This is a genomic window from Cellulomonas sp. RIT-PI-Y (assembly GCF_025642745.1).
Taxonomy (GTDB): domain Bacteria; phylum Actinomycetota; class Actinomycetes; order Actinomycetales; family Cellulomonadaceae; genus Cellulomonas.
Genome location: NZ_JANZKP010000056.1, coordinates 1 through 21,230 on the forward strand (window position 1 = coordinate 1; position 21,230 = coordinate 21,230).

The 21,230-nt window shown below is 69.9% G+C and carries 28 protein-coding genes; 25 read left to right on the top strand and 3 right to left on the bottom strand.

Features of this window, described 5'->3' with window-relative positions:
• Positions 1-105: 105 nt before the first annotated feature.
• The 9 genes from OGL89_RS14345 to OGL89_RS14385 all read left to right on the top strand — a co-directional run bounded on the left by OGL89_RS14345 (position 106) and on the right by OGL89_RS14385 (position 8,204).
• Positions 106-663, top strand: a complete 558-nt coding sequence (locus OGL89_RS14345) for an HNH endonuclease signature motif containing protein (protein ID WP_263120837.1) — start codon at positions 106-108, stop codon at positions 661-663.
• Complete coding sequence (locus tag OGL89_RS14350) at positions 663-1,166, top strand: hypothetical protein (protein WP_263120838.1); 504 nt, start codon at positions 663-665, stop codon at positions 1,164-1,166. Before OGL89_RS14345 ends, OGL89_RS14350 begins: the two co-directional genes overlap by 1 nt.
• Positions 1,163-1,897, top strand: coding sequence for a hypothetical protein (locus tag OGL89_RS14355; RefSeq protein ID WP_263120839.1), 735 nt, complete (start codon positions 1,163-1,165; stop codon positions 1,895-1,897). Before OGL89_RS14350 ends, OGL89_RS14355 begins: the two co-directional genes overlap by 4 nt.
• Positions 1,898-2,110: 213 nt before the next feature.
• Positions 2,111-2,959: a hypothetical protein gene (locus tag OGL89_RS14360; protein WP_263120840.1), complete on the top strand. Its 849-nt coding sequence runs from the start codon at positions 2,111-2,113 to the stop codon at positions 2,957-2,959.
• A gap of 280 nt (positions 2,960-3,239) precedes the next feature.
• Positions 3,240-3,620 (top strand): hypothetical protein, encoded by a 381-nt coding sequence (locus tag OGL89_RS14365; RefSeq protein WP_263120841.1) that lies wholly within the window; start codon positions 3,240-3,242, stop codon positions 3,618-3,620.
• A gap of 34 nt (positions 3,621-3,654) precedes the next feature.
• Positions 3,655-4,152 (top strand): hypothetical protein, encoded by a 498-nt coding sequence (locus tag OGL89_RS14370; RefSeq protein ID WP_263120842.1) that lies wholly within the window; start codon positions 3,655-3,657, stop codon positions 4,150-4,152.
• 20 nt (positions 4,153-4,172) lie between these two features.
• The gene (locus OGL89_RS14375) at positions 4,173-5,429 is read left to right on the top strand and encodes a PBSX family phage terminase large subunit (protein ID WP_263120843.1); all 1,257 of its coding nucleotides are present in this window, start codon (positions 4,173-4,175) and stop codon (positions 5,427-5,429) included.
• Between the two features lie 17 nt (positions 5,430-5,446).
• The gene (locus OGL89_RS14380; RefSeq protein WP_263120844.1) at positions 5,447-7,141 is read left to right on the top strand and encodes a phage portal protein; all 1,695 of its coding nucleotides are present in this window, start codon (positions 5,447-5,449) and stop codon (positions 7,139-7,141) included.
• The gene (locus OGL89_RS14385; protein ID WP_263120845.1) at positions 7,125-8,204 is read left to right on the top strand and encodes a phage minor capsid protein; all 1,080 of its coding nucleotides are present in this window, start codon (positions 7,125-7,127) and stop codon (positions 8,202-8,204) included. The genes OGL89_RS14380 and OGL89_RS14385 overlap by 17 nt, the downstream gene beginning before the upstream one ends.
• On the opposite strand, the gene OGL89_RS14390 is transcribed toward OGL89_RS14385, so the two are convergent.
• On the bottom strand, positions 8,201-8,509 hold the full coding sequence (locus OGL89_RS14390; protein WP_263120847.1) for a hypothetical protein: 309 nt from the start codon (positions 8,507-8,509) through the stop codon (positions 8,201-8,203). The genes OGL89_RS14385 and OGL89_RS14390 overlap by 4 nt on opposite strands.
• A gap of 97 nt (positions 8,510-8,606) precedes the next feature.
• Here OGL89_RS14390 and OGL89_RS14395 point away from each other — a divergent pair, with 97 nt between their 5' ends.
• The 12 genes from OGL89_RS14395 to OGL89_RS14450 all read left to right on the top strand — a co-directional run bounded on the left by OGL89_RS14395 (position 8,607) and on the right by OGL89_RS14450 (position 14,390).
• Positions 8,607-9,362 (top strand): hypothetical protein, encoded by a 756-nt coding sequence (locus tag OGL89_RS14395; RefSeq protein WP_263120848.1) that lies wholly within the window; start codon positions 8,607-8,609, stop codon positions 9,360-9,362.
• A gap of 16 nt (positions 9,363-9,378) precedes the next feature.
• Positions 9,379-10,332: a major capsid protein gene (locus tag OGL89_RS14400; RefSeq protein ID WP_263120849.1), complete on the top strand. Its 954-nt coding sequence runs from the start codon at positions 9,379-9,381 to the stop codon at positions 10,330-10,332.
• 65 nt (positions 10,333-10,397) lie between these two features.
• A complete protein-coding gene (locus OGL89_RS14405) occupies positions 10,398-10,583 on the top strand; it encodes a hypothetical protein (protein WP_263120850.1) in 186 nt (61 codons plus the stop codon).
• A gap of 16 nt (positions 10,584-10,599) precedes the next feature.
• Positions 10,600-11,049, top strand: coding sequence for a hypothetical protein (locus OGL89_RS14410; RefSeq protein WP_263120851.1), 450 nt, complete (start codon positions 10,600-10,602; stop codon positions 11,047-11,049).
• A 3-nt stretch (positions 11,050-11,052) separates the two neighbouring features.
• Complete coding sequence (locus tag OGL89_RS14415; RefSeq protein WP_263120852.1) at positions 11,053-11,358, top strand: hypothetical protein; 306 nt, start codon at positions 11,053-11,055, stop codon at positions 11,356-11,358.
• 173 nt (positions 11,359-11,531) lie between these two features.
• Positions 11,532-11,735 (top strand): hypothetical protein, encoded by a 204-nt coding sequence (locus OGL89_RS14420; protein WP_263120853.1) that lies wholly within the window; start codon positions 11,532-11,534, stop codon positions 11,733-11,735.
• Positions 11,736-11,738: 3 nt separating this feature from the next.
• A complete protein-coding gene (locus OGL89_RS14425) occupies positions 11,739-12,152 on the top strand; it encodes a hypothetical protein (RefSeq protein WP_263120854.1) in 414 nt (137 codons plus the stop codon).
• A 29-nt stretch (positions 12,153-12,181) separates the two neighbouring features.
• Complete coding sequence (locus OGL89_RS14430) at positions 12,182-12,475, top strand: hypothetical protein (RefSeq protein ID WP_263120855.1); 294 nt, start codon at positions 12,182-12,184, stop codon at positions 12,473-12,475.
• A gap of 14 nt (positions 12,476-12,489) precedes the next feature.
• On the top strand, positions 12,490-12,834 hold the full coding sequence (locus OGL89_RS14435; RefSeq protein ID WP_263120856.1) for a minor capsid protein: 345 nt from the start codon (positions 12,490-12,492) through the stop codon (positions 12,832-12,834).
• A gap of 20 nt (positions 12,835-12,854) precedes the next feature.
• Entirely contained in the window at positions 12,855-13,277 is a 423-nt protein-coding gene (locus tag OGL89_RS14440) for a minor capsid protein (RefSeq protein WP_263120857.1), read from the top strand.
• Positions 13,274-13,786 (top strand): hypothetical protein, encoded by a 513-nt coding sequence (locus tag OGL89_RS14445; RefSeq protein ID WP_263120858.1) that lies wholly within the window; start codon positions 13,274-13,276, stop codon positions 13,784-13,786. The genes OGL89_RS14440 and OGL89_RS14445 overlap by 4 nt, the downstream gene beginning before the upstream one ends.
• A gap of 85 nt (positions 13,787-13,871) precedes the next feature.
• The gene (locus tag OGL89_RS14450) at positions 13,872-14,390 is read left to right on the top strand and encodes a hypothetical protein (RefSeq protein WP_263120859.1); all 519 of its coding nucleotides are present in this window, start codon (positions 13,872-13,874) and stop codon (positions 14,388-14,390) included.
• Positions 14,391-14,604: 214 nt separating this feature from the next.
• On the opposite strand, the gene OGL89_RS14455 is transcribed toward OGL89_RS14450, so the two are convergent.
• Complete coding sequence (locus OGL89_RS14455) at positions 14,605-14,832, bottom strand: hypothetical protein (protein ID WP_263120860.1); 228 nt, start codon at positions 14,830-14,832, stop codon at positions 14,605-14,607.
• Positions 14,833-14,876: 44 nt separating this feature from the next.
• Here OGL89_RS14455 and OGL89_RS14460 point away from each other — a divergent pair, with 44 nt between their 5' ends.
• Together OGL89_RS14460 and OGL89_RS14465 are read left to right on the top strand one after the other, a co-directional pair.
• On the top strand, positions 14,877-17,900 hold the full coding sequence (locus tag OGL89_RS14460) for a tape measure protein (protein WP_263120861.1): 3,024 nt from the start codon (positions 14,877-14,879) through the stop codon (positions 17,898-17,900).
• Entirely contained in the window at positions 17,900-18,778 is an 879-nt protein-coding gene (locus OGL89_RS14465; RefSeq protein ID WP_263120862.1) for a hypothetical protein, read from the top strand. Before OGL89_RS14460 ends, OGL89_RS14465 begins: the two co-directional genes overlap by 1 nt.
• Before the next feature lie 155 nt (positions 18,779-18,933).
• Here OGL89_RS14465 and OGL89_RS14470 read toward each other — a convergent pair whose 3' ends face one another.
• Complete coding sequence (locus OGL89_RS14470; protein WP_263120863.1) at positions 18,934-19,491, bottom strand: hypothetical protein; 558 nt, start codon at positions 19,489-19,491, stop codon at positions 18,934-18,936.
• A 159-nt stretch (positions 19,492-19,650) separates the two neighbouring features.
• On the opposite strand from OGL89_RS14470, the gene OGL89_RS14475 reads away from it, so the two are divergent.
• Both OGL89_RS14475 and OGL89_RS14480 read left to right on the top strand, forming a co-directional pair.
• The gene (locus tag OGL89_RS14475; protein WP_263120864.1) at positions 19,651-20,832 is read left to right on the top strand and encodes a hypothetical protein; all 1,182 of its coding nucleotides are present in this window, start codon (positions 19,651-19,653) and stop codon (positions 20,830-20,832) included.
• The coding region (locus OGL89_RS14480; protein ID WP_263120865.1) for a hypothetical protein at positions 20,825-21,230 on the top strand (406 nt) is incomplete at its 3' end. The genes OGL89_RS14475 and OGL89_RS14480, both read left to right, overlap by 8 nt.

Here is a 21,230-nt window from a genome sequence, read left to right on the forward strand (position 1 = left end):
GCACACACCTGCGGCCAACCCCCACTGAGCCGGACCCACCTGCCCGCACCGCCAGCACCCGCCCAACAGCACGACCACCCGCCGTTCTGACGAAGGAGCAACCCGATGTCGAACAACCAGACCGCAAGCACGTCGTGCGCGTGCGGATGCGGCCAGCATCCGAAGCGATGGAATGCGCAGTACGTCGTTGGGCATCGCCCGCCACGGCCGCTTGCCGAGCGCCTCTGGTCTCGCATCACGAAGACCGAGGCGGGGTGCTGGGAGTGGCAGGGCTTTCGCGGACCGAGTGGTCACGGTCAGATCGGCCGCGGCTCGCGTAGCGACGGCCTCGTCGCCACGCATCGTGCCGCGTGGGAGGTCACGAACGGCCCGATCCCCGACGGCATGGTCGTCCGGCATCGCTGTGACAACCCGCCGTGCTGCAACCCCGAGCATCTCGAACTCGGCACTCCAGCCCAGAACGTCGGGGACATGGTCGCTCGTAACCGCCAGGCCCGGGGCCGCGCCCTGCCGCACACGCGGCTCAGCGACGAGCAGGTCAACGACATTCGCGCCGCCGTCACGGCCGGCGAGCGTCAGCGCGTGATCGCAGCGCGATTCGGCATCACCCAGGGCCACGTCTCGGCCCTGGCTTCACGCACCTACCGGAAGGACGTGGCCTGATGGTCAACAAGAGCAAGAACCTGGGCACGCGAGCCGAAACAGCCGTCGTCCGCGCCGCCCGCACCCGCGGCTTCTCACTCGCCGACCGGCTCACGCTCACCGGAGCCCTCGACCGCGGCGACGTCGGCCTCTGCCCCGGCGTCATCGTCGAAGTCAAAGGCGGCAACACCGCCCGCACCGCCTCCGACGTACTCATCGACAGCTGGCTGCGCGAAACCGAACGCGAACGAGACAACGCCGGCGCCCGATGGGCGTTCCTCGTCGTCCAACGCGGCGGCGTCGGCCCCGCCAACGCGCACCGCTGGTGGGCCTGGTGGCGCTTCGGGTGGCTCTTCGGCGGCGCCACCGACAGCACCACCTACCGCACCCCCATCCGCATGCAGTTCGGCGACGCCCTACACCTCCTGCGCGACGCCGGATACGGCGAACCCAACGAGGCAAACACAGGGAACGAACGTCCGAACGTTTCTGGCGATGTTCGCGTGCAGGGGGCCACCCGATGACCGCCACCGACCAGCCCATGCCGCGGGCCAACCGCGTGTACGTCGCCTCGTCCTGGCGCAATCCTGACCAGCCCGCCGTAGTCTCCGCCCTGCGCGGGCGAGGGTTCGAGGTCTACGACTTCCGCAACCCGAACGGCGGGACCGGGTTCGCTTGGTCCGGCATCGATCCGGCATGGCAGGACTGGACCGCCGAGCAGTACATCGCCGCCCTGGACCACCCCCTGGCCGAAGCGGGGTTCGCCAGCGACTTCGACGCAATGCAGTGGGCGAACACCTTCGTGCTGGTGCTGCCCTGTGGCCGGTCCGCGCACCTGGAACTGGGGTGGGCTGTCGGTGCCGGGAAGCGGACGGTCATCATCACCCAGGACGGTGAGGAGCCGGAGCTGATGGCCAAGATGGTGGACTACATCGCCGTCGGCATGGACGACGCCCTGGGCTTCCTCGGCGAGCCGGACGCCCCGCACCCGGCCCCGGTGGACGAGGTGCGGTGCGCGCAGTGCGAGACCGAGCTCAGCGCCGAGCAGATCGACCAGGTGACCGGCGTCCCGCACGCGGCTGCTCAGCTCACCGCGGTGTCCGGGATGACCGCGGCAGACGCGATCCGGCAGGCCGCGCAGGCCGTCGAGTCCGGCCGCGTGGTGGCGGCGGTGAGGCCCCAGCACCGTCGCGGTGCTGGGGCGCGGGTCTCACCCGCCGATCAGGTGAATTATTACCTCCCACGCGAGAATTAGGACGGTGAGGATAAACATCCCGACATCAGTCCAGTTCGGACCTCGGTTTAATGAGGGATCATCAGACCCTCTCGTAACTTTAGTCATTTAAATACCTCTCTTTATCTCTTTGTTGACCCTTGTTACTCTCTTCGCAACATGGGGAACAGTTTACCACATTTACGGACATTGCGTCCAGAGGCAAGTAAAGTCGGATCCATTTCGGAGGAATACGTGAGTTACCGCGCCTGCCCCCTCGCCCATCACGACGACGCGGCCCCACCCATCACCGACGACCGGTGCGTATGCCCCCGCTGTGCCGCAACCCTCCGTGGCCTGCTCACCGACTTGCCCGGCCTCTTCGGCGACCTCGACATCGCCCGCACCAGGCAAGCCCGCATCGGCTCCGGCACCACCGGCCACGCCACCGTCCCCCCGCTGCCGTTCGCACTCCAACCAGCCGACGCCCGGTGGGTGCTCGCCACCACCCTGGCCTCCTGGCTGGACTGGGTCACCGCGGTACGCGCTCACCGACCACCCGCAACCTGGCGGGAGGTAGAGGACTACCTGACGACCTGGCGTGGCGGCGCCATCAGCTGGCTCGCCGCCCACCCCGACGGCGTACAGGCCATCGACGAACTCACCGCCGCGATCCGCAACGCCCGGGCCGCGATCGACCGGCCCGCCGACCGGCAGTACGCCGGCCCATGCACCGCCACCGTCCCCGACGAGGACGGACTCGCCGTGAAATGCGGCACCGACTTGTACGCCCACCCTGACACGGACACCGTCACCTGCCGCACATGCGGCACCGAGTACCCGCTGGCGGCCCGACGATCCTGGCTTCTCGAACAGGCCGAGGACGTCCTGCTGCCCGCCCGGGAGATCGCCCGCGCCGTCGACGGATTGGGGGTGCCGGTGTCACCGGAAACCGTGAAGTCCTGGGTGCGCCGCGGTCAGCTGGTGGCGCACGGAAGGGTGCCGGTCCCGGGCGGGCGCACCGCGGCCACGTACCGAGTTGGTGATGTGCTGAACCTGGTGCACGCGGCGGCCCGTCGACGGGGCGCGCTTAACTCTGTTTGATTGCACTTGTAGTTATTTGACTACATTTGTTTCACTGTTTGCCAGCGAGACATTTGCACCCTATGGTTCGTGTAGGTTGGCGTGAGCCAGCAGACGATGGCCCTACGGTGAGACGCTGGCGGGACCATCGGCCTGTCTGCCCCCCCGGGGGGGGTCAACCAGGAACGACCACCAAGCCGCGCGCCTGGGCCGAGAGCCGCGGACCGGCGGGGCCTGCGCATCTGAGTGACGAGCACCGAAGATCACGCCTCCGCCCTCACCCGGCGGTTAGCGTCTCGCCATGAGTCACGCAACCCCCGAGTCCCTCGCTGCTCGCGCTCGCACTCGGTTCTACGGTCTTGCCCCGATCAGGGAAATTCGCAGCTGGCTTCGCGATTCGGGGTTCTGGCGCGACGTCGCCTCCCGGACGTTATCTGGCTTGATCATCGCGACCATCGGTTACATCGCCGCCGTGACGCTCGGTTACCTCTCCAGCCCGAGCGCTGCCGAGGTAAGACGGACCCTCGGCTTCCTGGGACTTCTCGCGGCGATGTTCATCGCGGCCTGGTTCTTTGAACGCTGGCGCCGCAAATTGCCCCGGTGGCCACGACTCGGCGTGGCTGTCGCGGCGCTGTGGGCAATCTTCGCGTGGTCCGCGTCCAACATTTCGGTGTCGCACTAGCGCTCGTTCAGCACCCGAGGGCAGGTGACCGCACATGGCCGGCCGCCCCTGGACCACCGAAGACGACGCCACCCTTCGCCGACTGCACGCCACCGGGGCCACCCTGCACGCCGTCGCCAGCGAGATGGGCCGCGGCAAGGCCACGGTGTCCAAGCACGCGAAGGCCCTTGGCCTCGGGTGGGACCGTGGTCAGACGAAGGCCGCGACCACCGCGAAGAAGATCGACGCCGACGCCCGCCGCGCCCAGCTCAAACTGGACCTGCTTGAGGACGCCGCCCGACTACGCGAACAGCTCTGGCAGCCCGTCACCGTGTTCAACTTCGGCGGCAAGGACAACACGTTCAACGAGCACCAGCTGGACCAGCCGCCGCACGTCGACCAACTGAAGCTCGTACAGGCCACCAACGCCGCGATCAACGCCTACGGCCGTCTGGAGCAGCTCGACACCGCCGCAGACACCGACGACGCCAAGTCCCTGCTCGCCCAGCTCGGCCGGGCCCTCGGCATCGACGACGGGGCCGGCACCGCGTGAACACCACCGCGCTGGCCTCGATGCCCCTGTCACCGAAGCAGCTCCTGTCCTGCCAGGAGTCCACGGCCCGGATCAACGTCTGGGAAGGCTCCGTCCGGTCCGGGAAGACCATCGCCTCCCTACTGCGCTGGCTGCTGTACGTGGCCACCAGCACGGTCCGCGGTGAACTCGTCGTCGTCTCCCGCACCCGCGACTCTGCGGCCCGCAACGTGTTCGCCCCGCTTATGGACCCCGACCTGTTCGGGCCCATCGCCCACCAGGTGCAGTACACCGCCGGTGCCCCCACCGCCACGATCCTCGGACGCACAGTGTGGGTCCTCGGCTCCTCCGATGTCCGATCCGAGAACGTGCTGCGCGGTCTCACCTGCGCCGGGGCGTACGTCGACGAGGTCACGCTCCTGCGCGAGGACTTCTTCACCCAGCTTCTCAACCGGCTGTGGGAGGGCGCCCGGCTGTTCGGCACCACCAACCCGGACAACCCCGCGCACTGGCTTAAGCGCCGGTTCCTCGACCGCCTCCACGAACTCCCCGACTGGCGGACCTGGAAGTTCGTCCTCGACGACAACCCGGTTCTGTCCGAAGAGCGCAAAGCCGCGATCCGCCGCGAAAACACCGGCCTCTTCTACCGCCGGAACGTCCTCGGTGAGTGGGTCGCCGCGGAGGGTGCGATCTTCGACATGTGGGACCCCGCCCGGCACGTTATCGGGTGGGCCGACCTGCCGGAACTGGTCGACCTGATCGCCGTCGGCGTCGACTACGGCACCACCAACGCCACCGCCGCGCTGCTGCTCGGCCTCGACGTGGACCGCCGTCTGGTGCTGGTCGACGAGTGGCGCTATGACGCCGCCACCGCCCAGCAGCGCCTCACCGACGCCCAATTGTCCGCCGGGCTGCGGTCGTGGCTTGACCGACCGCACACCCCGTACCCGACCGCGTTGCGTCCCAGGTGGGTCGCGCTCGACCCGGCCGCGGCGTCCTTCCGGGTGCAGTTGCAGACCGACGGGCTGCAGGGCCTGGTGAGCGCCGAGAACGACGTCACGTACGGGATCCGCACCATGGCATCCCTGCTCGGTTCCGAGCGGCTCATGGTCAGCGACCGGTGCGCGGGGTTCGTCACCGAGGCACCCGGGTACTCGTGGGACCCGAAAGCCACCGAGGCCGGCGAAGACAAGCCGATCAAGACCGCCGACCACTCCCTGGATGCCGGCCGGTACGCCATCACCACGACCGAACGCCTGTGGCGTCCCGCCATCGACCTGCGCGCCGTCGCCGCATGACCGGAAGGGGTGAACCCGTGCCGCTCCCCCGACCGAACATCGAATGGCCGCCCAAGCCGTTCGACACCGCGTTCCGGACCATCTCGACGTGGGACGCCTGGTACGTCGGTGACACCAGCGAACTCGCGACGAAGTACAACGAGACTCCGCGCACACGCCCGTCCCAGATGCGCGGCGGCGTGGTCGGCACCGTCGCCCGGTTCTTCTGGGGGCGCCCGGTCCCGGCCGGGCAGGACCGCACCCGCTTGCATGTCCCGGTCGCCTCCGATCTGGCGACCACCAGTGCGGACCTGCTCTTCTCGGAGCCGCCGCGGATCGTGCTGCCGGGCACCGCGCAGGAGACCGGTCGCACCCCGCGTCAGACACGCCTGGAGCAGTTGATCAACGGGCCGGAGACGCACGCCTCCTTGCTGGAGGCCGCTGAGCTGGGTGCCGCCCTGGGTGGCACCTACTTGCGGATCGTGTGGGACACCACCGACGGCGGCCCCAACCGGCCCTTGCTGACCGCCGTGCACGCCGACGGGGCCATCCCGACGTGGCGGTGGGGGCAGCTCGACTCCGTCGTGTTCTGGACCGTCGTGCGCCGCGAGAACCAGATGGTGCGCCGGCACGTCGAGTGCCACGAGCGTGGCCGCATCGTGCACGCCCTGTACCAGGGCACCGAGGCGAACCTCGGTGTGGTGGTCCCGCTCGCCGAGGACGCTGCGACCAAGTGGCTGGCTCCCCTGGTGGACGCCGAGTCCGCGATCGAAACCGGGTCCACCGGTCTGACCGCCGGGTACGTCCCGAACATCCGCCCGTCCCGACAGTGGCGCACCACGCCGGACCTTGCACCCCTGGGCCGGTCGGACTACGACGGCATCGAACCGCTGATGGACGCCCTCGACGAGACGTACTCCTCGTGGATGCGGGACGTGCGCCTCGCCAAGGCCCGGCTGCTGGTCGACCAGAACGCCATGACCCCGATGGGGCGCGGCGCCGGCGCGGCCTTCGACACCGACCAGGAGATCTTCACCGCGGTGCCTGGGGTGATGGGCTCCCTGAAGGACGGGAACGTCGCCCAGGCCGAGCAGTTCGAGATCCGGCACGAGGAACACCGCGCCACCGCGGTGGACCTGCTGCGTTCGATACTGCGCAGCGCCGGTTACTCCCCGCAGACCTTCGGCGACGACCCGCTGGCCGTGTCCACCACGGCGACCGAGGTGAAGGCCCGGGAGCGGCTGTCGGAGCGGACCCGGGACAAGAAGGCCCGCTACTGGGCGGCCGAACTGTCCAGGCTCTCCCGGGTGCTGCTCGACGTTGACGCGCACGCCTTCCGCGGCCCCGGCTCCGGCGGTGACACCCCGGAGGTGCGGTTCCCGCCGAAGGTCCAGGAGGACACCCTGGAGCTTGCGCAGACCGCGCAGGCACTGAAGTCCGCGGAGGCCGCGTCGATCGAGACTCGGGTGCGGCTGGTGCACCCGGAGTGGGACGGCCCGACGGTGAACGACGAAGTCGAGCGCATCCAGAACGAGACGAGGCTGGCCGACCCGACCATGCTGCGCCCTGGAGTCGATCCGGACTCGGCGAACACCTTCGGCCAGCTGGTGCGCGGGTCTGTCACACCGGAGTCCGCGGCGGCCGCCGCGGGGATCAGCGGTGTGCGGTTCACTGTGAGCGCCCCGTCACCACCCGCCCGCAGGAGTAGCGCCGACCATGCCCGCCAGCCCTGAACACGGTGCCCGGCTGGCCGCCCAGGTGGCCGAGCTGGTCGCCGACGCGGAACTGGTTATCCTGCGGCGGGTGCGGGACCGCCTGGCCGCCGGCATGGACGCGCCCGCATGGGCTGAGACGAAGCTCGCCGAGCTGCAACAGCTGCGGGCGGCGCTCACCGCGGACCTCGCAGCACTGGACGCCGACCTGGCCGTGGCCGTGAACGAGACCATCCGACGGGCGTACACCACCGGGCAGGCCATCGCTGTCGGCGACCTCGACGACGCGGGTGTCCGACCCGGCCTTCCTGCGGCGCAACTGCAGTCCGTGCGGACCATCTCGGCGGACGTCCTTGCCATCGTGCGCGGCGCCAGCCCGGTCGCGCTGCGGGCGGCCGCTGACGCGTACCAGGAGGTCGTTGCCCGGGCCTCGTCCAGCGTCCTATTGGGCGCGCAGACCCGCGTCCAGGCCGCGCAGTCGGCTCTGGACGACCTCCTGGGCCGTGGGATCACCGGGTTCCGGGACACCGCGGGCCGGAACTGGACGCTGGAGTCGTACGTGGAGATGGCGACCCGCACCGGCGCCGGCCGTGCTGCCATCAGCGGTCACCTGGACACGCTCGCCGCGTCGGGGCAGGACCTGTTCTACCCGATCCCGGGCCCGCGGGCGTGCCCGTCGTGCGACGCCTGGGCAGGGAAGGTCCTGTCGATCAGCGGCGGGACGACCAGCGTGGTCGCCGACGGCCGGCGCGTGGACGTCACCCCGCGGGACGTGGCCACCGCTGACGGGCATCTGTTCGGCCCGAACTGCCGGTGCTCGACCGGCATCTACTTGCCCGGGATCACGGTTCCGAACGTGGAACGCCCCGACCCGGCCGGGTATGAGGCCGGGCAGGAGCAGCGCCGTCTGGAACGCGGTGTGCGGGAGTGGAAGCGCCGCGAGGTGCTGGCGTTGACCCCCGAGGCGGCGCGCTCCGCCAGGCTCAAGGTGAGCGACTGGCAAGCCCGCGTGCGTGACCACCTTGACGCACACACCGACCTGCGGCGCGCGCCCCGACGGGAGCAGATCCGCTCCGCGCGCTAGAAGACCTGCGGCGGGAAGTACGCCGCGTGCCACGAGTCACCTTCGACCCACGCCCAAGCGCCATAGGTCCTGAGAGCCGCGGTGTTCTCGTTGAGGCGAACTTCGAGGTGCCCCTGCTTGTTCACGTGGAAGCCGATCCCCTTCGTCACGTAACGGCTGCCCTCCACCACATGGACCGAGCCATCCAGCTGCCCAATACGCACGGAGCCCTGCTTCGCTTCCATCAATTCGAAGTGGCGGTTTTGGTCGGCCGGCTGCAAGCAGTCGACGCCGTCATTCTCGACCTCGAAGTACCGCTCGTTCACAGCATCCCCCTCGTCTCGCGCTGGCCCGCTGCCTGCGTGTGTGCCGCACGGTACGCGTGCGATCCGACACCCCGATAGGCCCCCAGGAGGGACCATCATGCGCAACACCCTCAGCACCCCGGTCCGCTGGTCCGCCCCCACCCCCGGCATGCCGGCCCGGATGACCCGGCTGCGGTTCATCGCCGGTGACGCCGGGGCCGACGGAACCGCCGGGGCCGACAGCGCCACCAAGGCCGGACAGTCTGGGGCCGGCGACTCGGCCCCCGGGTCCGACAGCACCGGCCAGCAGGACCAGCAGCAGGCCAGCCAGCAGGGGCATCAGCCCGGTGATGGTCTGCCCGATGATCCCCAGGCGCTCAAGGCGATGATCGGCGACCTTCGAAAGGAGGCCGGTGCCGCCCGCACCAACGCGAAGGCTACTGCCGCGCAGGAAGCCCGTGACGCCGTCCTGCAGGAGTTCGGCAAGGCCCTCGGCTTCATCAAGGACGGCGACGGCACCCCCGACGTCGACGCGCTGACGAAGCAGGCCACCGACGCACAGGTCGCCGCACGCACCGCGCAGATCGAACTCGCGGTGTTCCGCACCGCCGGCAACCACGAGGGCGACCCGAACGCCCTCCTCGACTCCCGGGCCTTCCTCGCGAAGGTCGCGGACCTGGACCCCACCGACGCGGAGTTCCAGACGAAGGTCGACGCCGCGGTCAAGGCCGCGATCGCCGACAACCCGAAGCTGAAGGCCGCCCAGGCGGCGGCCCGTAGCGGCACCGACCTCACCGGCGGGACCGGTGAGGGGCGCAGCACCACCCCGAAGTCCCTCACCGACGCCGTCGCCTCCCGAATCGGCGCGGCCTGACCCCCAGGAGCACCCCATGCCCGTCACCCTCGCCCAGGCGCAGCAGAACGCCGCGGACGACCTCGACGTCTCCGTCATCAACGAGTTCCGCACCAACCAGATCCTCGACCTGCTCACGTTCGACGACGTGGTCAACCCGGTCGGGGGCGGCGGCACCCTGACCTACGGCTACCGCCGGCAGGCGACGCTCGGCACCGCCGCGTTCCGCGCGATCAACGCCGAGTACGCGCCCACCGAGGTCACCACGACCAAGCACTCCGTGGACCTCAAGCCCCTCGGCGGCGCGTTCCAGATCGACCGGGTCATCTCCCGCGTCGGTCCGGCGGCGTCCGGCGAGGTCGCCCTGCAGATGGGCGCGAAGATCGAGGCCACCCGCGCCGAGTTCGGGTACGCCGTCGTCCACGGCGACTCCTCCGCCGACGAGGACTCCTTCGACGGTCTGTCGAAGGCCCTCGCAGGGTCCACCACCGAGGTCACGTCCACGATCGACTGGTCCGGCACCATGAACGAGGACGCCTCGTTCGCGGTGCTCGACGCGCTCGACGAGGTCCTGGCACTCCTCGACGGCGAGCCCGGCGCGATCCTCACGAACAAGGCCGCGATCGCGAAGATCCGGTCGGCCGCCCGCCGCACCTCGATGTACACCCGCACCCCCGGACCGCGGGACACCTACGTCGAGTCCTACGGTAACGCCCGCCTCGTCGACGCCGGCAAGCGCGCCGGCACCAACGCCGACGTCATCCCGATCCGCGCCGGTGGCCTCACCGAGCTGTACGCGGTGCGGTTCGGCCTGGACGGGTTCCACGGTGTGTCCATGGCTGGCGCCCCGCTGGTGCAGACCTGGCTGCCCGACTTCACCAAGGCCGGCGCCGTGAAGACCGGCGAGGTCGAGATGGGCCCGGTCGCTGTGGCCCTGAAGAAGACCAAGGCCGCGGGCGTCGCCCGGTCGGTCAAGGTCCGCGCGTCCTGAGCCACCCGGGGCGGGGCGCCCACCCTCTGCGACGCCCCGCCCCGGGTCTGACCCGGGAGGTCACCGTGTACGGATCCACCGGCCTCAACGAGCCCGGCACCTACGTCATCAGCACCGGCGGCGACCAGAGCACCACGGTCGACGCCGACCACCTCGACTACGACGGCCCCGACGGGTCGCTGCAGGCGTGGAAGAACGGCGCCGTCGTCGCCACCTTCCGCTGGTGGGAGTCCATCGTCCGCAAGGACTGAGCACGAGGAGCACCCCGTGAACGTGAAGATCACTAGCCCCATCGAGGGCTACGACGGCCGGACCGTGTTCGGCCCGCTGTCCGTGGAGTTCAAGGGCGGCGTCGCGACTACGGATGAGGTGTCCGCGCCGCTGCGTTCGTACCTGCAGACCAAGGGCTACACGCTTACCGACGAGGACGCTGTCCCGGTGCCGCCGTACCCGCAGGGCGAGGTCACCGAGAAGTGGTCCGGCAAGGAACTGGACGCCTACGCTGCCGAGCGCGGTATCGACCTGACCGGCGCCACGAAGAAGGCCGACAAGGTCGCCCGGATCGGTGAGGCTGCGGCCGCCACCGTGCCGACCGGCAGCACCGGGGAGGCGGTGGCGGTCACTGAGGGCCAGCCCGCGACGCCGGAGACTGCCGAGGCCGAGGCCGAGGCCGCGGCCAGCGACGACGGCACCTCGTCCGAGACCCCGGAGGTCTGAGCGATGACCGTCCTCGACCCTCGTGATGTGGTCGACGAGCAGATCGGCACGCGACTGCGTGATGCCGCCGTCGACCCCCGCCCCGACGACTTCCTCCCGCCGACGAACGCCGGTGTGGAGGGGTCGCTCGGCAACCCGCACGGCCCGACCGTGGTCTCCCCGGAGATCCACGGGTCGGAGTCCGTGCGCACGATCCGCCCTGGTCTCGTGTCGTCGGTTCCGGCGACGCAGTCCGCCGAGGAGACCGAGCAGCTCGCCGACTGGCAGCCGCAGGTCACCGCGCCGGACGACGAGGACACCGAGGGCTGACCAGGTCGGTGCGGGTGGGGCGTCAACGTCGGCCCGGCAAGGCCACGTACGCCTCTGACTCCGACGAAGGCCGCTTGGGGCTGTCAATGCCGGGTCCTTTCCAGCCCTGCAGCAGCGCGTCCTGCGCCTCACCCGCACCAGACCGACCACCCCGACCGAGAGGAGCCGCCGCCGTGGATGTCCCGCTGAGCGTCTCTGGCGAGCAAGTCCGTGAAGCCCTCTCCGCGGCGGGCATCCCCGTCGCGTTCCTCGTGCGCGCCGTGTTCGAACCCCACGTCATCACGGTCACCTACCAGCGCCGCGCGGCCGACGGCTTCGTCGTCGCGGGCGACGCAAGCATCCTGACCGAGACGTTCCAGATCCGCGAGGAGTGGTAGCCCGTGGCTCAGCACGTGTACGCCGTGCCGTCCGACCTGGCCGGTGAGCCGTGGAACGTCGACCTGGACGAGACCGCCGCGGCCTCCCTCCTGCGACGGGCTTCGACCGTGGTCGACGGTCTGACCGTGACCGCGCGGTACGCGGTCGACGGCGACGGCTACCCCACCGACCTGGACACGAGCGACGCGTTGCGTGATGCGACGTGCGCGCAGGCCGTGTGGTTCGACGAAACCGGCGACACCTCGGGCGCGGAGGGGCGGTTTCAGTCGATGTCTCTCGGGTCCGCCTCACTGACGAAGGCCGGCGCGGGGTCGTCCACCGGCGCGTCGGGCACCGCGGAGTCCCGGATCTCCCCCGAGGCTGTGACGATCCTCGCCGCGGCCGGGCTGACCGGTCAGGCGCCGCGCCCGTGGTGAGTCTGCCGCGAGTCCTCACCCCTCACACGGTGACCGTCGAGGACAAGACCGGCGACGGCGCCTACGGCCCGGTGTTCGCCGCTGCACGCACGGTGCGCCGCTGCCGGGTCGAGGACAAGCGGTCCCTCGTGCGCGACTCCGACGGCCAAGAGGTCGTGTCCATGGCCCGTCTCTTCCTGCGACCCGAATCTGGCCCTGTGCCGGTCGGGTCGAAGGTGACGCTGCGCCCCGGCGCGCCGGACGAACGCATCGCCGTAGTCATCACCGCCGCACACCACCACACCCCGCCAGCCCCCGAGCACTACGAACTCGCCCTGACCTGAGCTGGAGGCGCCCCGTGACGTTCACCATCCGCTGGAACGGGGCTCAGGCGAAGGCCGCTGTCCGCCGAGGTTCCGTCCGCGGGGTCTTGCTCGCCGCCGAACACGTCCTGGCCGAGTCCCGGCAGGTCGTCCCGATCGATGAAGCGACCCTGTCCCGCTCCGGGGCGACGTCGGTCGACGAGACCGACGCCGTCGCCGCGGTGTCCTACGACACGCCGTACGCGGTCCGCCAGCACGAGGACCTCACCCTGCGACACGCCCGCGGCCGCACCGGCAAATACCTCGAACGTCCCTTGACCGGCACTCGCCGCGCCCAACAGCAGATCATCGCCGCCGAGGTCCACCAGGAGCTGCAGTGAGCGGCCCGTCCCCCGCTGAGATGGCCGTCGGGATCTGCGAGCACCTGGCGGCTACCACCGGGTTCACGTGGCGATCCGACGGCGCGTACACGGCCACCGAGCACGCCCTGACGATCAAGACGGTCCCCGCCGGCCCGGACGTGGTCGCCGCGGTCACCGTTTACGACGTCGATGACGACCCGGACCCACGTCAGGTCCGCCGCACTTTCGCCGTCCAGGTGCGCTTCCGCGCCCCCGGGCGCCCCGACGCCGTTGACGTCATCGCCCAGGAGGCGAAGGACGCCCTCCACGGCGAGCACCACTCCCGCTTCGGGCAGGTCCCGATCGCACGGTGCGCGCGCGTCTCCGTCGCCCAGCTCGGACCCGACGCGGGCGGCCGGCATGAACGCACCGACAACTACCGCATCGTCACCGCCCGCACCCAGCCTGGAGGCACCCCATGAGCGAGACCCCCGTCGAGACCGAACTCGGCTTCTCCTACGAGTACGCCGTCGACATCAACATCGGCACGACCGCCGCCCCGGTGTGGCAGAGCATCCGGTTCCTCTCCGCCGTGGACCCGCAGTCGTCCTCGGTCGAGAAGGACGGGGCGACCTACGAGGACAAGGGTGCCCCGCACCCGGTGAAGACCTCGGAGTCCTGGACCCTGGGCTTCACCGTGCAGGCCCACCGGCTGCCCGACACCGGCCTGTTCCTGCCGGAGGTCGAGAAGCTCCTCGAGCTGGCCGGCCCGGAGGCGGTCGGCAACTCCGCCACCGGGCAGTTCCGGTGGTACGACGACCCGGCCGACTTCGTCCCGAACCCGAACGAGGCGTACACGGGCTCCGGCACGGTCTCGGTGAACCGGCAGAACACCGGCAACGACGACATCGCGGGCTTCTCCGTGACGGTCACCGGCCAGGGCCGGCGCCAGCGCATCGAGAACCCGGCGTCCGCCACCGACGGCGACTGACCTGCCCTGATCGCGTGCGGGACCGGCACAGCCGGGTCCGGTCCCGCACGCTCCACCCGGCTGCCCGGCACGCAAGGAGACCACCGTGGCCCTCAAGGACCTGACCCCGTACCTCGACCCCGACCTCGAGATCCCGTACAACGGCGCGACCTACCTCGTGCCGCCGCCGTCGAAGGACGTCGGGCTCAAGCTCGCCGCGATCAACGCGGTGGGCGTGGCGGCCTACGCCGCTGCGCTGGAGGAGTGCCCGACCTGCGGTCGCAAGGGCTCCCCGGAGGTACCGGCCGACACCCTGGCGCTCCTGGAGTCGATGAAGGACCAGGACATCGCCGAACTGGCGCTCGGCCCGCAGGCGCACGCCCGGATGGTCGCCGACGGCGTCCCCGCCCCGCACATCGACCGCTTCGGGATGTACGCCCTCTACTACTGGACCCTCGGCGAGGAGACCGCCGACCAGATCTTCGCCGCCCAGCACGGGGGTGGTGCCTCGGGGGAAGCGCGCTCGGCGTCTTCGACGTCGCCGCGTGGGCCCCGTACGGCGTCGGGGAACCGGACCCAGCGACGGGCATCTACCCGCGGTACCGGGGCGTCCCGCCGCAGCTGAAGCCCCAGCACTCCCGCCAGCCTGACGGCGTCCGGGTCGGCTGGCGGGACGTGCTCGAGCACTGGGCGCTCGTTGACGTCGATCTATCCGACGCCGGCTACGACCTACACGACCCCGGCCTCGTCCGACCCTGGCCGTGGTGGCGAGACCGCATCTGGTCTCTGCTTAGCACCGAGTCCCGGCTACGACGTGCACTGCAGCCCGCTCAGAAAGCTCAGCGGCAGTAGTCCCTCGCCTCGGACGCGGTCATGCCACCCATGCTCTGGGTCAGCTCGCACACACGCTGGTCCCGCTGAGACGCCTCGTTGTGTGCGATGAGCAGACCGGCTACCGCCAGCACGACCACCAACCCGACCACGACCAGGACGACGCGGAGCTTCCTGGCGCGCTGCTGGGCAGAGGCCGACTCGATGGCGGCCAGCCGCCGCTGCAGATCGCCCATGTGATCAGTCACGACGCACATCCAACCACCAGGAGGTGACGTTCGTGGCCCTGACGGTGGGTGAGCTCGTCGCGTACATCCGCGCGGACGGGACGCAGTTCGACCGAACGGTTGACCAGTCCGGTTCGAAGTTCCAGTCGCTCGGCAACCTGGTGAGGGCCGGGACCAAGGCGCTCGCGACCTCGTTCGTGGCGCTGACCACGGGCGCGGCTGCGATGGGCGCGGCGGTCTTCAAGATCGGTGCGGACTACAACCGCCTGCAGCAGTCGTCCCGGGCGGCCCTGACGACTCTGCTGGGGTCGGCTGAGGCTGCGAACGCGCAGATGGACAAGCTGGACGCGTTCGCGAAGAACAGCCCGTTCGCCAAGCAGGTGTTCATCTCCGCCCAGCAACAGCTCCTGGGGTTCGGTGTGCAGGCGGAGAAGGTCCTGCCGATCCTCGACGCCGTCCAGAACGCGGTCGCCGCGGTGGGCGGGTCGAACCAGGAGGTCTCCCAGGTCACTTACGCCCTGGCCCAGATGCAGGGGCAGGGAAAGCTGACCGGCGAGACCCTGAACCAGCTCGGCCAGTACGGGATCGACGCCGCGAGCATCCTCGGCCAGCAGCTCGGGAAGACCGGCGCCGAGATCCGTGAGCTGGCCTCCAAGCCGGGTGGCATCCCTGTCGATCAGGTCTGGGACCCGCTTGTCACCGGGCTGATGTCCCGGTTTGGCGGGGCGACCGCGAACATCAAGTTGCAGTTCGACGGCGCGGTCGACCGGGTCAAGGGCGCCATCCGTGACATCGGTTCGATCCTCGCCGCGCCGTTCATCGACCCGAACGGTGGTGGGCGCGCGGTCGAGTGGGCGAACAAGCTCGCTGACGCCCTGCGGGCCGCCGAGGCCAAGGCCAAGCCGTTCGTGGACCTGATGGTCGCGCGGTTCAAGCCTGGACTCGACGCGGTCACCCCGGCGCTGGACAAGGTCCGTGGGCTGATCAACTCCTGGGACCTGTCCAAGGTCAACGTGCAGCTCGACAAGCTGACGTCGTACACCCCGCTGATCGCGGGAGGATCGGCCGCGCTGTACGCATACGGGACGCAGAGCATCCCGGTCTTGTCGAAGCTCGGCCTCACCGTGAACCCGCTCGTCGCAGGAGTGGCCGCGCTCGTGGCGACCAGCCCCGGCCTGCGCGCCGCCGGAGCCGACTTCTTGACTGCGCTCGCGCCGCTGCTGCCCGTCGTGCAGCAGCTCGTGAGCGTCTTCGCTGACACGGCGATGGAGGTCGGTCAGACGCTGACCCCGTCTCTGTCGCAGCTGCTGCAAGCCATCGCGCCGGTGGCCGTGTCGCTGGGGGAGCAGCTCGCTCCGGTCCTGGTGCAGGTCATGCAGTACGCAGTGCCGCTCGCCGAGCAGATCGCCGACGTGGTGTCGTGGGTTGCGCAGCTCCCCGGTCCAGTGCTGACCGGCGCTGCTGCTTTCGGTGCGGCGGTAGTCGTGCTCCCTCAGCTCGTCGCGGGTCTGCAGGGGATGGCCTCCACAGCGGCGGCCGCCGGAGCCGCCCTCAAGTCCGCGTTCATCGGCAACCCGGTCACCCTGGCGATCACTGCGATCGCCACCGCAATCGGGATCTTCGTCGGGCGTAGCACGGAGGCCAAGCAGCGAGTCGACACATTGGCGGACTCGTTCGACACTGCGACCGGCGCGATCACGGAGAACACCCGGGCCATCGTCTACAACAACCTGCAAGCGGACGGAACGATCGACCGGGCCAAGGCGCTCGGCATCAACCTGCAGAGCCTCGTCGATGCCGCACTCGACCCGACCGGCGAGGCATACCAGCGGCTCGCCGACCGAACCGAAGCGGCACGGCAGGCATCTGTCGACCTGGCGGGGGAGAAGCCCCTGTCGGGCATCCTCGACGGCGAGGTGCAGGAAGCAGCTGGCGCCTACGACGACCTGAAGACCGTCCTGGTCGGGGTGACCGGGCAGTCCGAGGACGTGGCCGCCGCCCAGGAGCAGGCACGCGATCAGATCGCGGCTGGCATCGGTGCCACCGACGGCGCGACTGCCGCGTTCCGATCCAACGCCGAGGCGGTGCAGGCGTCGAATGATGCCTTGCAGGACCAGATCCAGGCGCAGAAGGACGCCGCCGGTGTGGCCATGTCGCTGCGCGAGGCTCAGATCCAGCAGACCGAGGCCCAGAAGGCCGCCAACGACGCCGCAGCGAACGGTGCCCAGGTGGCTCGGGACCAGTCCGGAGCGATCGACCTGAACGCCGACTCGACGATCATGGCGGACAAGGCGCTCCTCGACCTGGCCGCGCGCAACGCCCAGGTCACCGACGCGATGACCAAGCAGAACGCCTCCGGTCAGGAGCTGTACTCCACGACGCTCTCCCAGCGCGAGGCGTTCATCAACACCGCCACGTCGATGGGATACACCCGCGACGAGGCATCGCGTCTGGCCAACGAGTACGGGCTGATCCCGCAGACCGTGACCACCACGGTCAAGGCGGAGACCACCGACGCCGAGGGAAACATCACCCGGGTGGTGGAGCACCTGAACAACATCAACGGCCGGACGTACACCGCGATCGTCCGGGTCGACACACAGGGCAACACCACCGTGACAACGGGGATCGCGAACCAGGTCGCGCGTGCGGACGGCGCGTTCACCCCCCGCGGGGTGCGGGCGATGGCCGAAGGCGGACACAACCGGCAAGCGCAGTACGCGGCCGCCGGGTCGAACATCCTGTGGGCGGAAGAAGAGACCGGCGGCGAGACCTACATCCCGCACGCCCTGTCCAAGCGCCGCAACGCCACCAAGTACCTCGACCAGACCGCCCGCCTGTTCGGGTACCAGCTGATCTCGGCTGGCACTACAGCCCGAGCGGACGGCGCGGGGCCCAGGCTCCCGGCGCTCGCGCCGGCTACTGCGTCGGCCCTCACTCGGGCCGATCTGGACTACTTGGCCGTTCGGGTCGGGCAGGAGGTCTTGGCCGGTGCCCGTGATGTGTCGGCGTTGGCCCTGTCCGTGTCCGACCGTGCTGCGCGTGGATCGCGCACAACTGCGGGGGTGGTGCGCTGATGGGTCTGACTGTGGAGGTGCTCCCGGATGAGGGTGCACCCCAGGTTGGCGTGACCGTGGACGGTCTACCGGCGGGTGTGCCGTCCACGGTGACGGTCGAGCGTTCGACGGACGGTCGCACCTGGCAGCCGGTTCGCGGAGCGCTCGAGGACTCGGTGACAGGCGGAGGATTCTGGCGTGATCACGTCGCTCCACTGAATATCGAGACCACATACCGTGTGAGCGGGCCGACGCTGGGCGGGCAAGCCGACACTACCGCCAACATCTACGTACCCTCGGATAGGGCGTGGTTGCAGGATCCGCTGGACCCGCGCGCTGCGGTGCCGATCACGTGGCTACACGGGCACGACGACGCGATTTTGATCCTCGCTGACACCGCGGCGTCGATTGCGCGCCAGCAGGTTGCTGATGTTGTCCTTCCCCAGGGCTCGCGGCTGCCAGTGGCCTCACTCGGCGCCCGTCGCGCACCGGAGGGTGTGCTGTTGCACCTGCGGGCGATGGCAGCAGCCCAGGGTGAGTTGGTGCGACAACTGCGTGCCCTGTTCGATCAGGCCGGGGTTCTGGTGTTGAGGGGCATGCCCATCGAGCTCGATCTCGACCCTGTAACTCATCTGATCTCACCAGCGGTGCAAGACTCCCCGGTCGTTGGCGGAGTCCTGGGTCTGCGCGAGTGGCAGTTCGAAAGCACCCAGGTACGCGCCCCCTCCCCTCGGATCGCGGTCCCCTGGTGGACCTACGACCAAGTTCGAGAGCTGTGGGCAGGGTTGACCTACGACGCGGTCAGCGCGGCGCGGCCCGGGGCCACATACCTGGACTGGCTGCGTGATCCGTCCCCGGCCGCCTCCGGCGCGACGGCTCGGTCCGCGGACGTGTCGTGATGGCCAACGATGGCAACCGCTGCCGACGCGCACGGTCCGGCCGCCGCCGCGTGGATCTGGTCGCAGCGAGGACCGGCGCATGCTGGGGAGCGTGCGCAGGTGCGCTCATGGCGGTCGTCGTGATGCTGTCGATCCGGGTGGTGTGGTGATCTGCACTACTTCGCGACGATCGCCGCGACCACACTGATGAGGCCGCTGATGAGGCCGCCCGCGATCGCGCCGAAGACCCCGCCGACCCGGGCGCCGCGTGCCGAGACCTCGGCGTCGTGTTCGTTCTGAACGTCGGTGTCGAGCGTGATCGGGTCTACGACGGGCTTGTTTCGCCGCAGCTCCCGACGGGTGTACGGCGTGGTTGCACTGTCGACGAGGTATTGGACTTGGCGAATCGCTGGCTCGTCCACGGACTGAGCGCCGATCCGCGGGGGCACTGAACGGTTCGTGCTGAACGTGATCCACAGAGACGAGCTAATCGCGCCGTCCTCGGACACCCGTTGGACGGTCACCTGGAGGTTGCTACGGAACCCTCGGGACTGGTGGGCGGCGTCCATCGCCGCTTGGAAGTGACTGCCGTCCGGTCCGGCGTGGAACTGGTAGTTGCCGAGGCTGATTATCGCCTTGCCGTAGCCCTGGGCTTCGAGGTCTTTGCACAGGGTGGCGAGGTCGTCGACCGACCTGAACCGCAGGTGCCTTGTCGCCCTGACTTCGTTTCCCATGCCGGGGTCGTCTGGGTACCACTTCTCGTGTCTCGCCCACCGGGCGAGGGCGTCGGCCGCATTCCCAATGCGTAGGCGCGTTGCAGTTGTCCAGGTTCGCCACCCCATGCGGGGAGCGTAGCCGCGTCGTGGCCCCTTCGGGGCCGGTGGGGAGGTCCGATGCTGTCCGGTGGTGAGCTGCTCGTCGATGAGGTGACAGGGACCACGGTCGGTGATGTCGTGGAGGCGACGGTGTGGCGCGGCGGGCAACTCGTGGCCGAGGGTGTGGAGCTGTCGTCGTGGTCCCTGGACTGGGACGCGGACCGGCAGGTTCAAGGTCAGGGCTCATTCACGGTGGCTGACCCCGATGGCGAGTTGGCGCCGTGGGGCATGGGGGACGCTCTGGCCCCGGGTGGGTCGCGCATGCAGCTGACGTGGGTGTCGGGCACCACCGCGGCCCGGGTACCGATGGGCTGGTGGCGGCTGCGCAGGTCAGTGCCGGCTGAGCAGTGGCGGATTGCTGGTGCCGGCGAGTCGGCGCGGCGGGTGTCCGGGGGTGGGTCGGTCGACATCGACGCCGACGAGTTGACGTGTATCCCTGCCGAACTAGACCGCCTGGACGCTGAGGGTCAGCCTGCGGCCGGCGCGACGTGCTTGTCCGAGGTCCGGCGGTTGCTCGCCGACATCATGCCCGTTGTTGTCACCGACGGTGTGGCCGACCGGACGGTCCCGTCCTCCCTGACCTACTCCGATGGGCGCTGGGACGCCGTAGAGGACCTGCTGACCCAGGTGGGTGCGGTCTACCGGATGGTCGGAGATGGATCCCTGGCCATCCTGCCGTCGACCCTCGGCGATTCGGTGTGGACGATCCGGGGCGGGGACGACGGTGCTCTGGTCGATGTGCAGCGAGCCCTATCCGACGAGCAGGTCTACAACGCGGTCGTCTCTCGGGGGACCACTGCGGCCGGTGCACCGTTGGCCGGTCGGGCATACCTACAGACCGGGCCGCTCACATGGGGTGTGAACACCCCATTCGGGCGTCGCCACCTGATCCACAACTCGATCGCACAGACCGCCTCGGGAGTACAGGCGGACGCGAACACGCGGCTGTCGACGGCGTCCAGCTCCGGACAGATTGACCTGCCGGTGCAGTGTCTGGCCCACCCGGGCATCCAGGTTCACGACGCGGTCACCGTAATCGCGGCTACGGCCGCGGGGGATGCGCCCCTGGTGGGCCGGGTAGTGCGCAAGCGCTTGTCCTCGGCGGGCCAGGTCCCCGCGAAGTCCATGACCCTGAGCGTGCGGGTCAACGTCGCCGACCTCGAGGTTGTGGCGGCTCGCGTGCGAGCGAATCGTGGCTGAGGCAAGCGTGCGCGTCAGTGCCGGGACCGTCGCCACTATCAACGGTGCACGGGTCGTGGTCACCGACGACGGGGCACGCCTGACCCCACTGTGGCCCGCCCAGACCCTGATGGTCGACGGCGATCAGACCCAGGTCGTCATCATCGACGGGACCGCGGTGGTCGTCGGTCCGGTTTCCGCCACCGGGATGGTCGCCCCCGCCCGGCCCGTCTCAGGGACCGTCGTCGGCGCGGCGTCGGCCGGACTGATCCCGGTCGACGCCGAGACCGGCACCGTGCGGGCCCGCTACGCCGGGACCGCCCCCACCATCGGGACGTTGGTGGGGCTGCTCTGGCACCCGAACGGTGTGGCGTTCCTGCTGCCCGGGGCGCTCGCCCCGTTGCCCACCGACCCACAAC

Coding starts and splice junctions, on each gene's coding strand:
- OGL89_RS14470 (WP_263120863.1), bottom strand. CDS start 19,491: ATGGGAAACGAAGTCAGGGCGACAAGGCACCTGCGGTTCAGGTCGGTC.
- OGL89_RS14455 (WP_263120860.1), bottom strand. CDS start 14,832: ATGGGCGATCTGCAGCGGCGGCTGGCCGCCATCGAGTCGGCCTCTGCC.
- OGL89_RS14365 (WP_263120841.1), top strand. CDS start 3,240: ATGAGTCACGCAACCCCCGAGTCCCTCGCTGCTCGCGCTCGCACTCGG.
- OGL89_RS14475 (WP_263120864.1), top strand. CDS start 19,651: ATGCTGTCCGGTGGTGAGCTGCTCGTCGATGAGGTGACAGGGACCACG.
- OGL89_RS14400 (WP_263120849.1), top strand. CDS start 9,379: ATGCCCGTCACCCTCGCCCAGGCGCAGCAGAACGCCGCGGACGACCTC.
- OGL89_RS14440 (WP_263120857.1), top strand. CDS start 12,855: ATGGCCGTCGGGATCTGCGAGCACCTGGCGGCTACCACCGGGTTCACG.
- OGL89_RS14395 (WP_263120848.1), top strand. CDS start 8,607: ATGCGCAACACCCTCAGCACCCCGGTCCGCTGGTCCGCCCCCACCCCC.
- OGL89_RS14345 (WP_263120837.1), top strand. CDS start 106: ATGTCGAACAACCAGACCGCAAGCACGTCGTGCGCGTGCGGATGCGGC.
- OGL89_RS14415 (WP_263120852.1), top strand. CDS start 11,053: ATGACCGTCCTCGACCCTCGTGATGTGGTCGACGAGCAGATCGGCACG.
- OGL89_RS14465 (WP_263120862.1), top strand. CDS start 17,900: ATGGGTCTGACTGTGGAGGTGCTCCCGGATGAGGGTGCACCCCAGGTT.
- OGL89_RS14350 (WP_263120838.1), top strand. CDS start 663: ATGGTCAACAAGAGCAAGAACCTGGGCACGCGAGCCGAAACAGCCGTC.
- OGL89_RS14370 (WP_263120842.1), top strand. CDS start 3,655: ATGGCCGGCCGCCCCTGGACCACCGAAGACGACGCCACCCTTCGCCGA.
- OGL89_RS14375 (WP_263120843.1), top strand. CDS start 4,173: ATGCCCCTGTCACCGAAGCAGCTCCTGTCCTGCCAGGAGTCCACGGCC.
- OGL89_RS14445 (WP_263120858.1), top strand. CDS start 13,274: ATGAGCGAGACCCCCGTCGAGACCGAACTCGGCTTCTCCTACGAGTAC.
- OGL89_RS14355 (WP_263120839.1), top strand. CDS start 1,163: ATGACCGCCACCGACCAGCCCATGCCGCGGGCCAACCGCGTGTACGTC.
- OGL89_RS14385 (WP_263120845.1), top strand. CDS start 7,125: ATGCCCGCCAGCCCTGAACACGGTGCCCGGCTGGCCGCCCAGGTGGCC.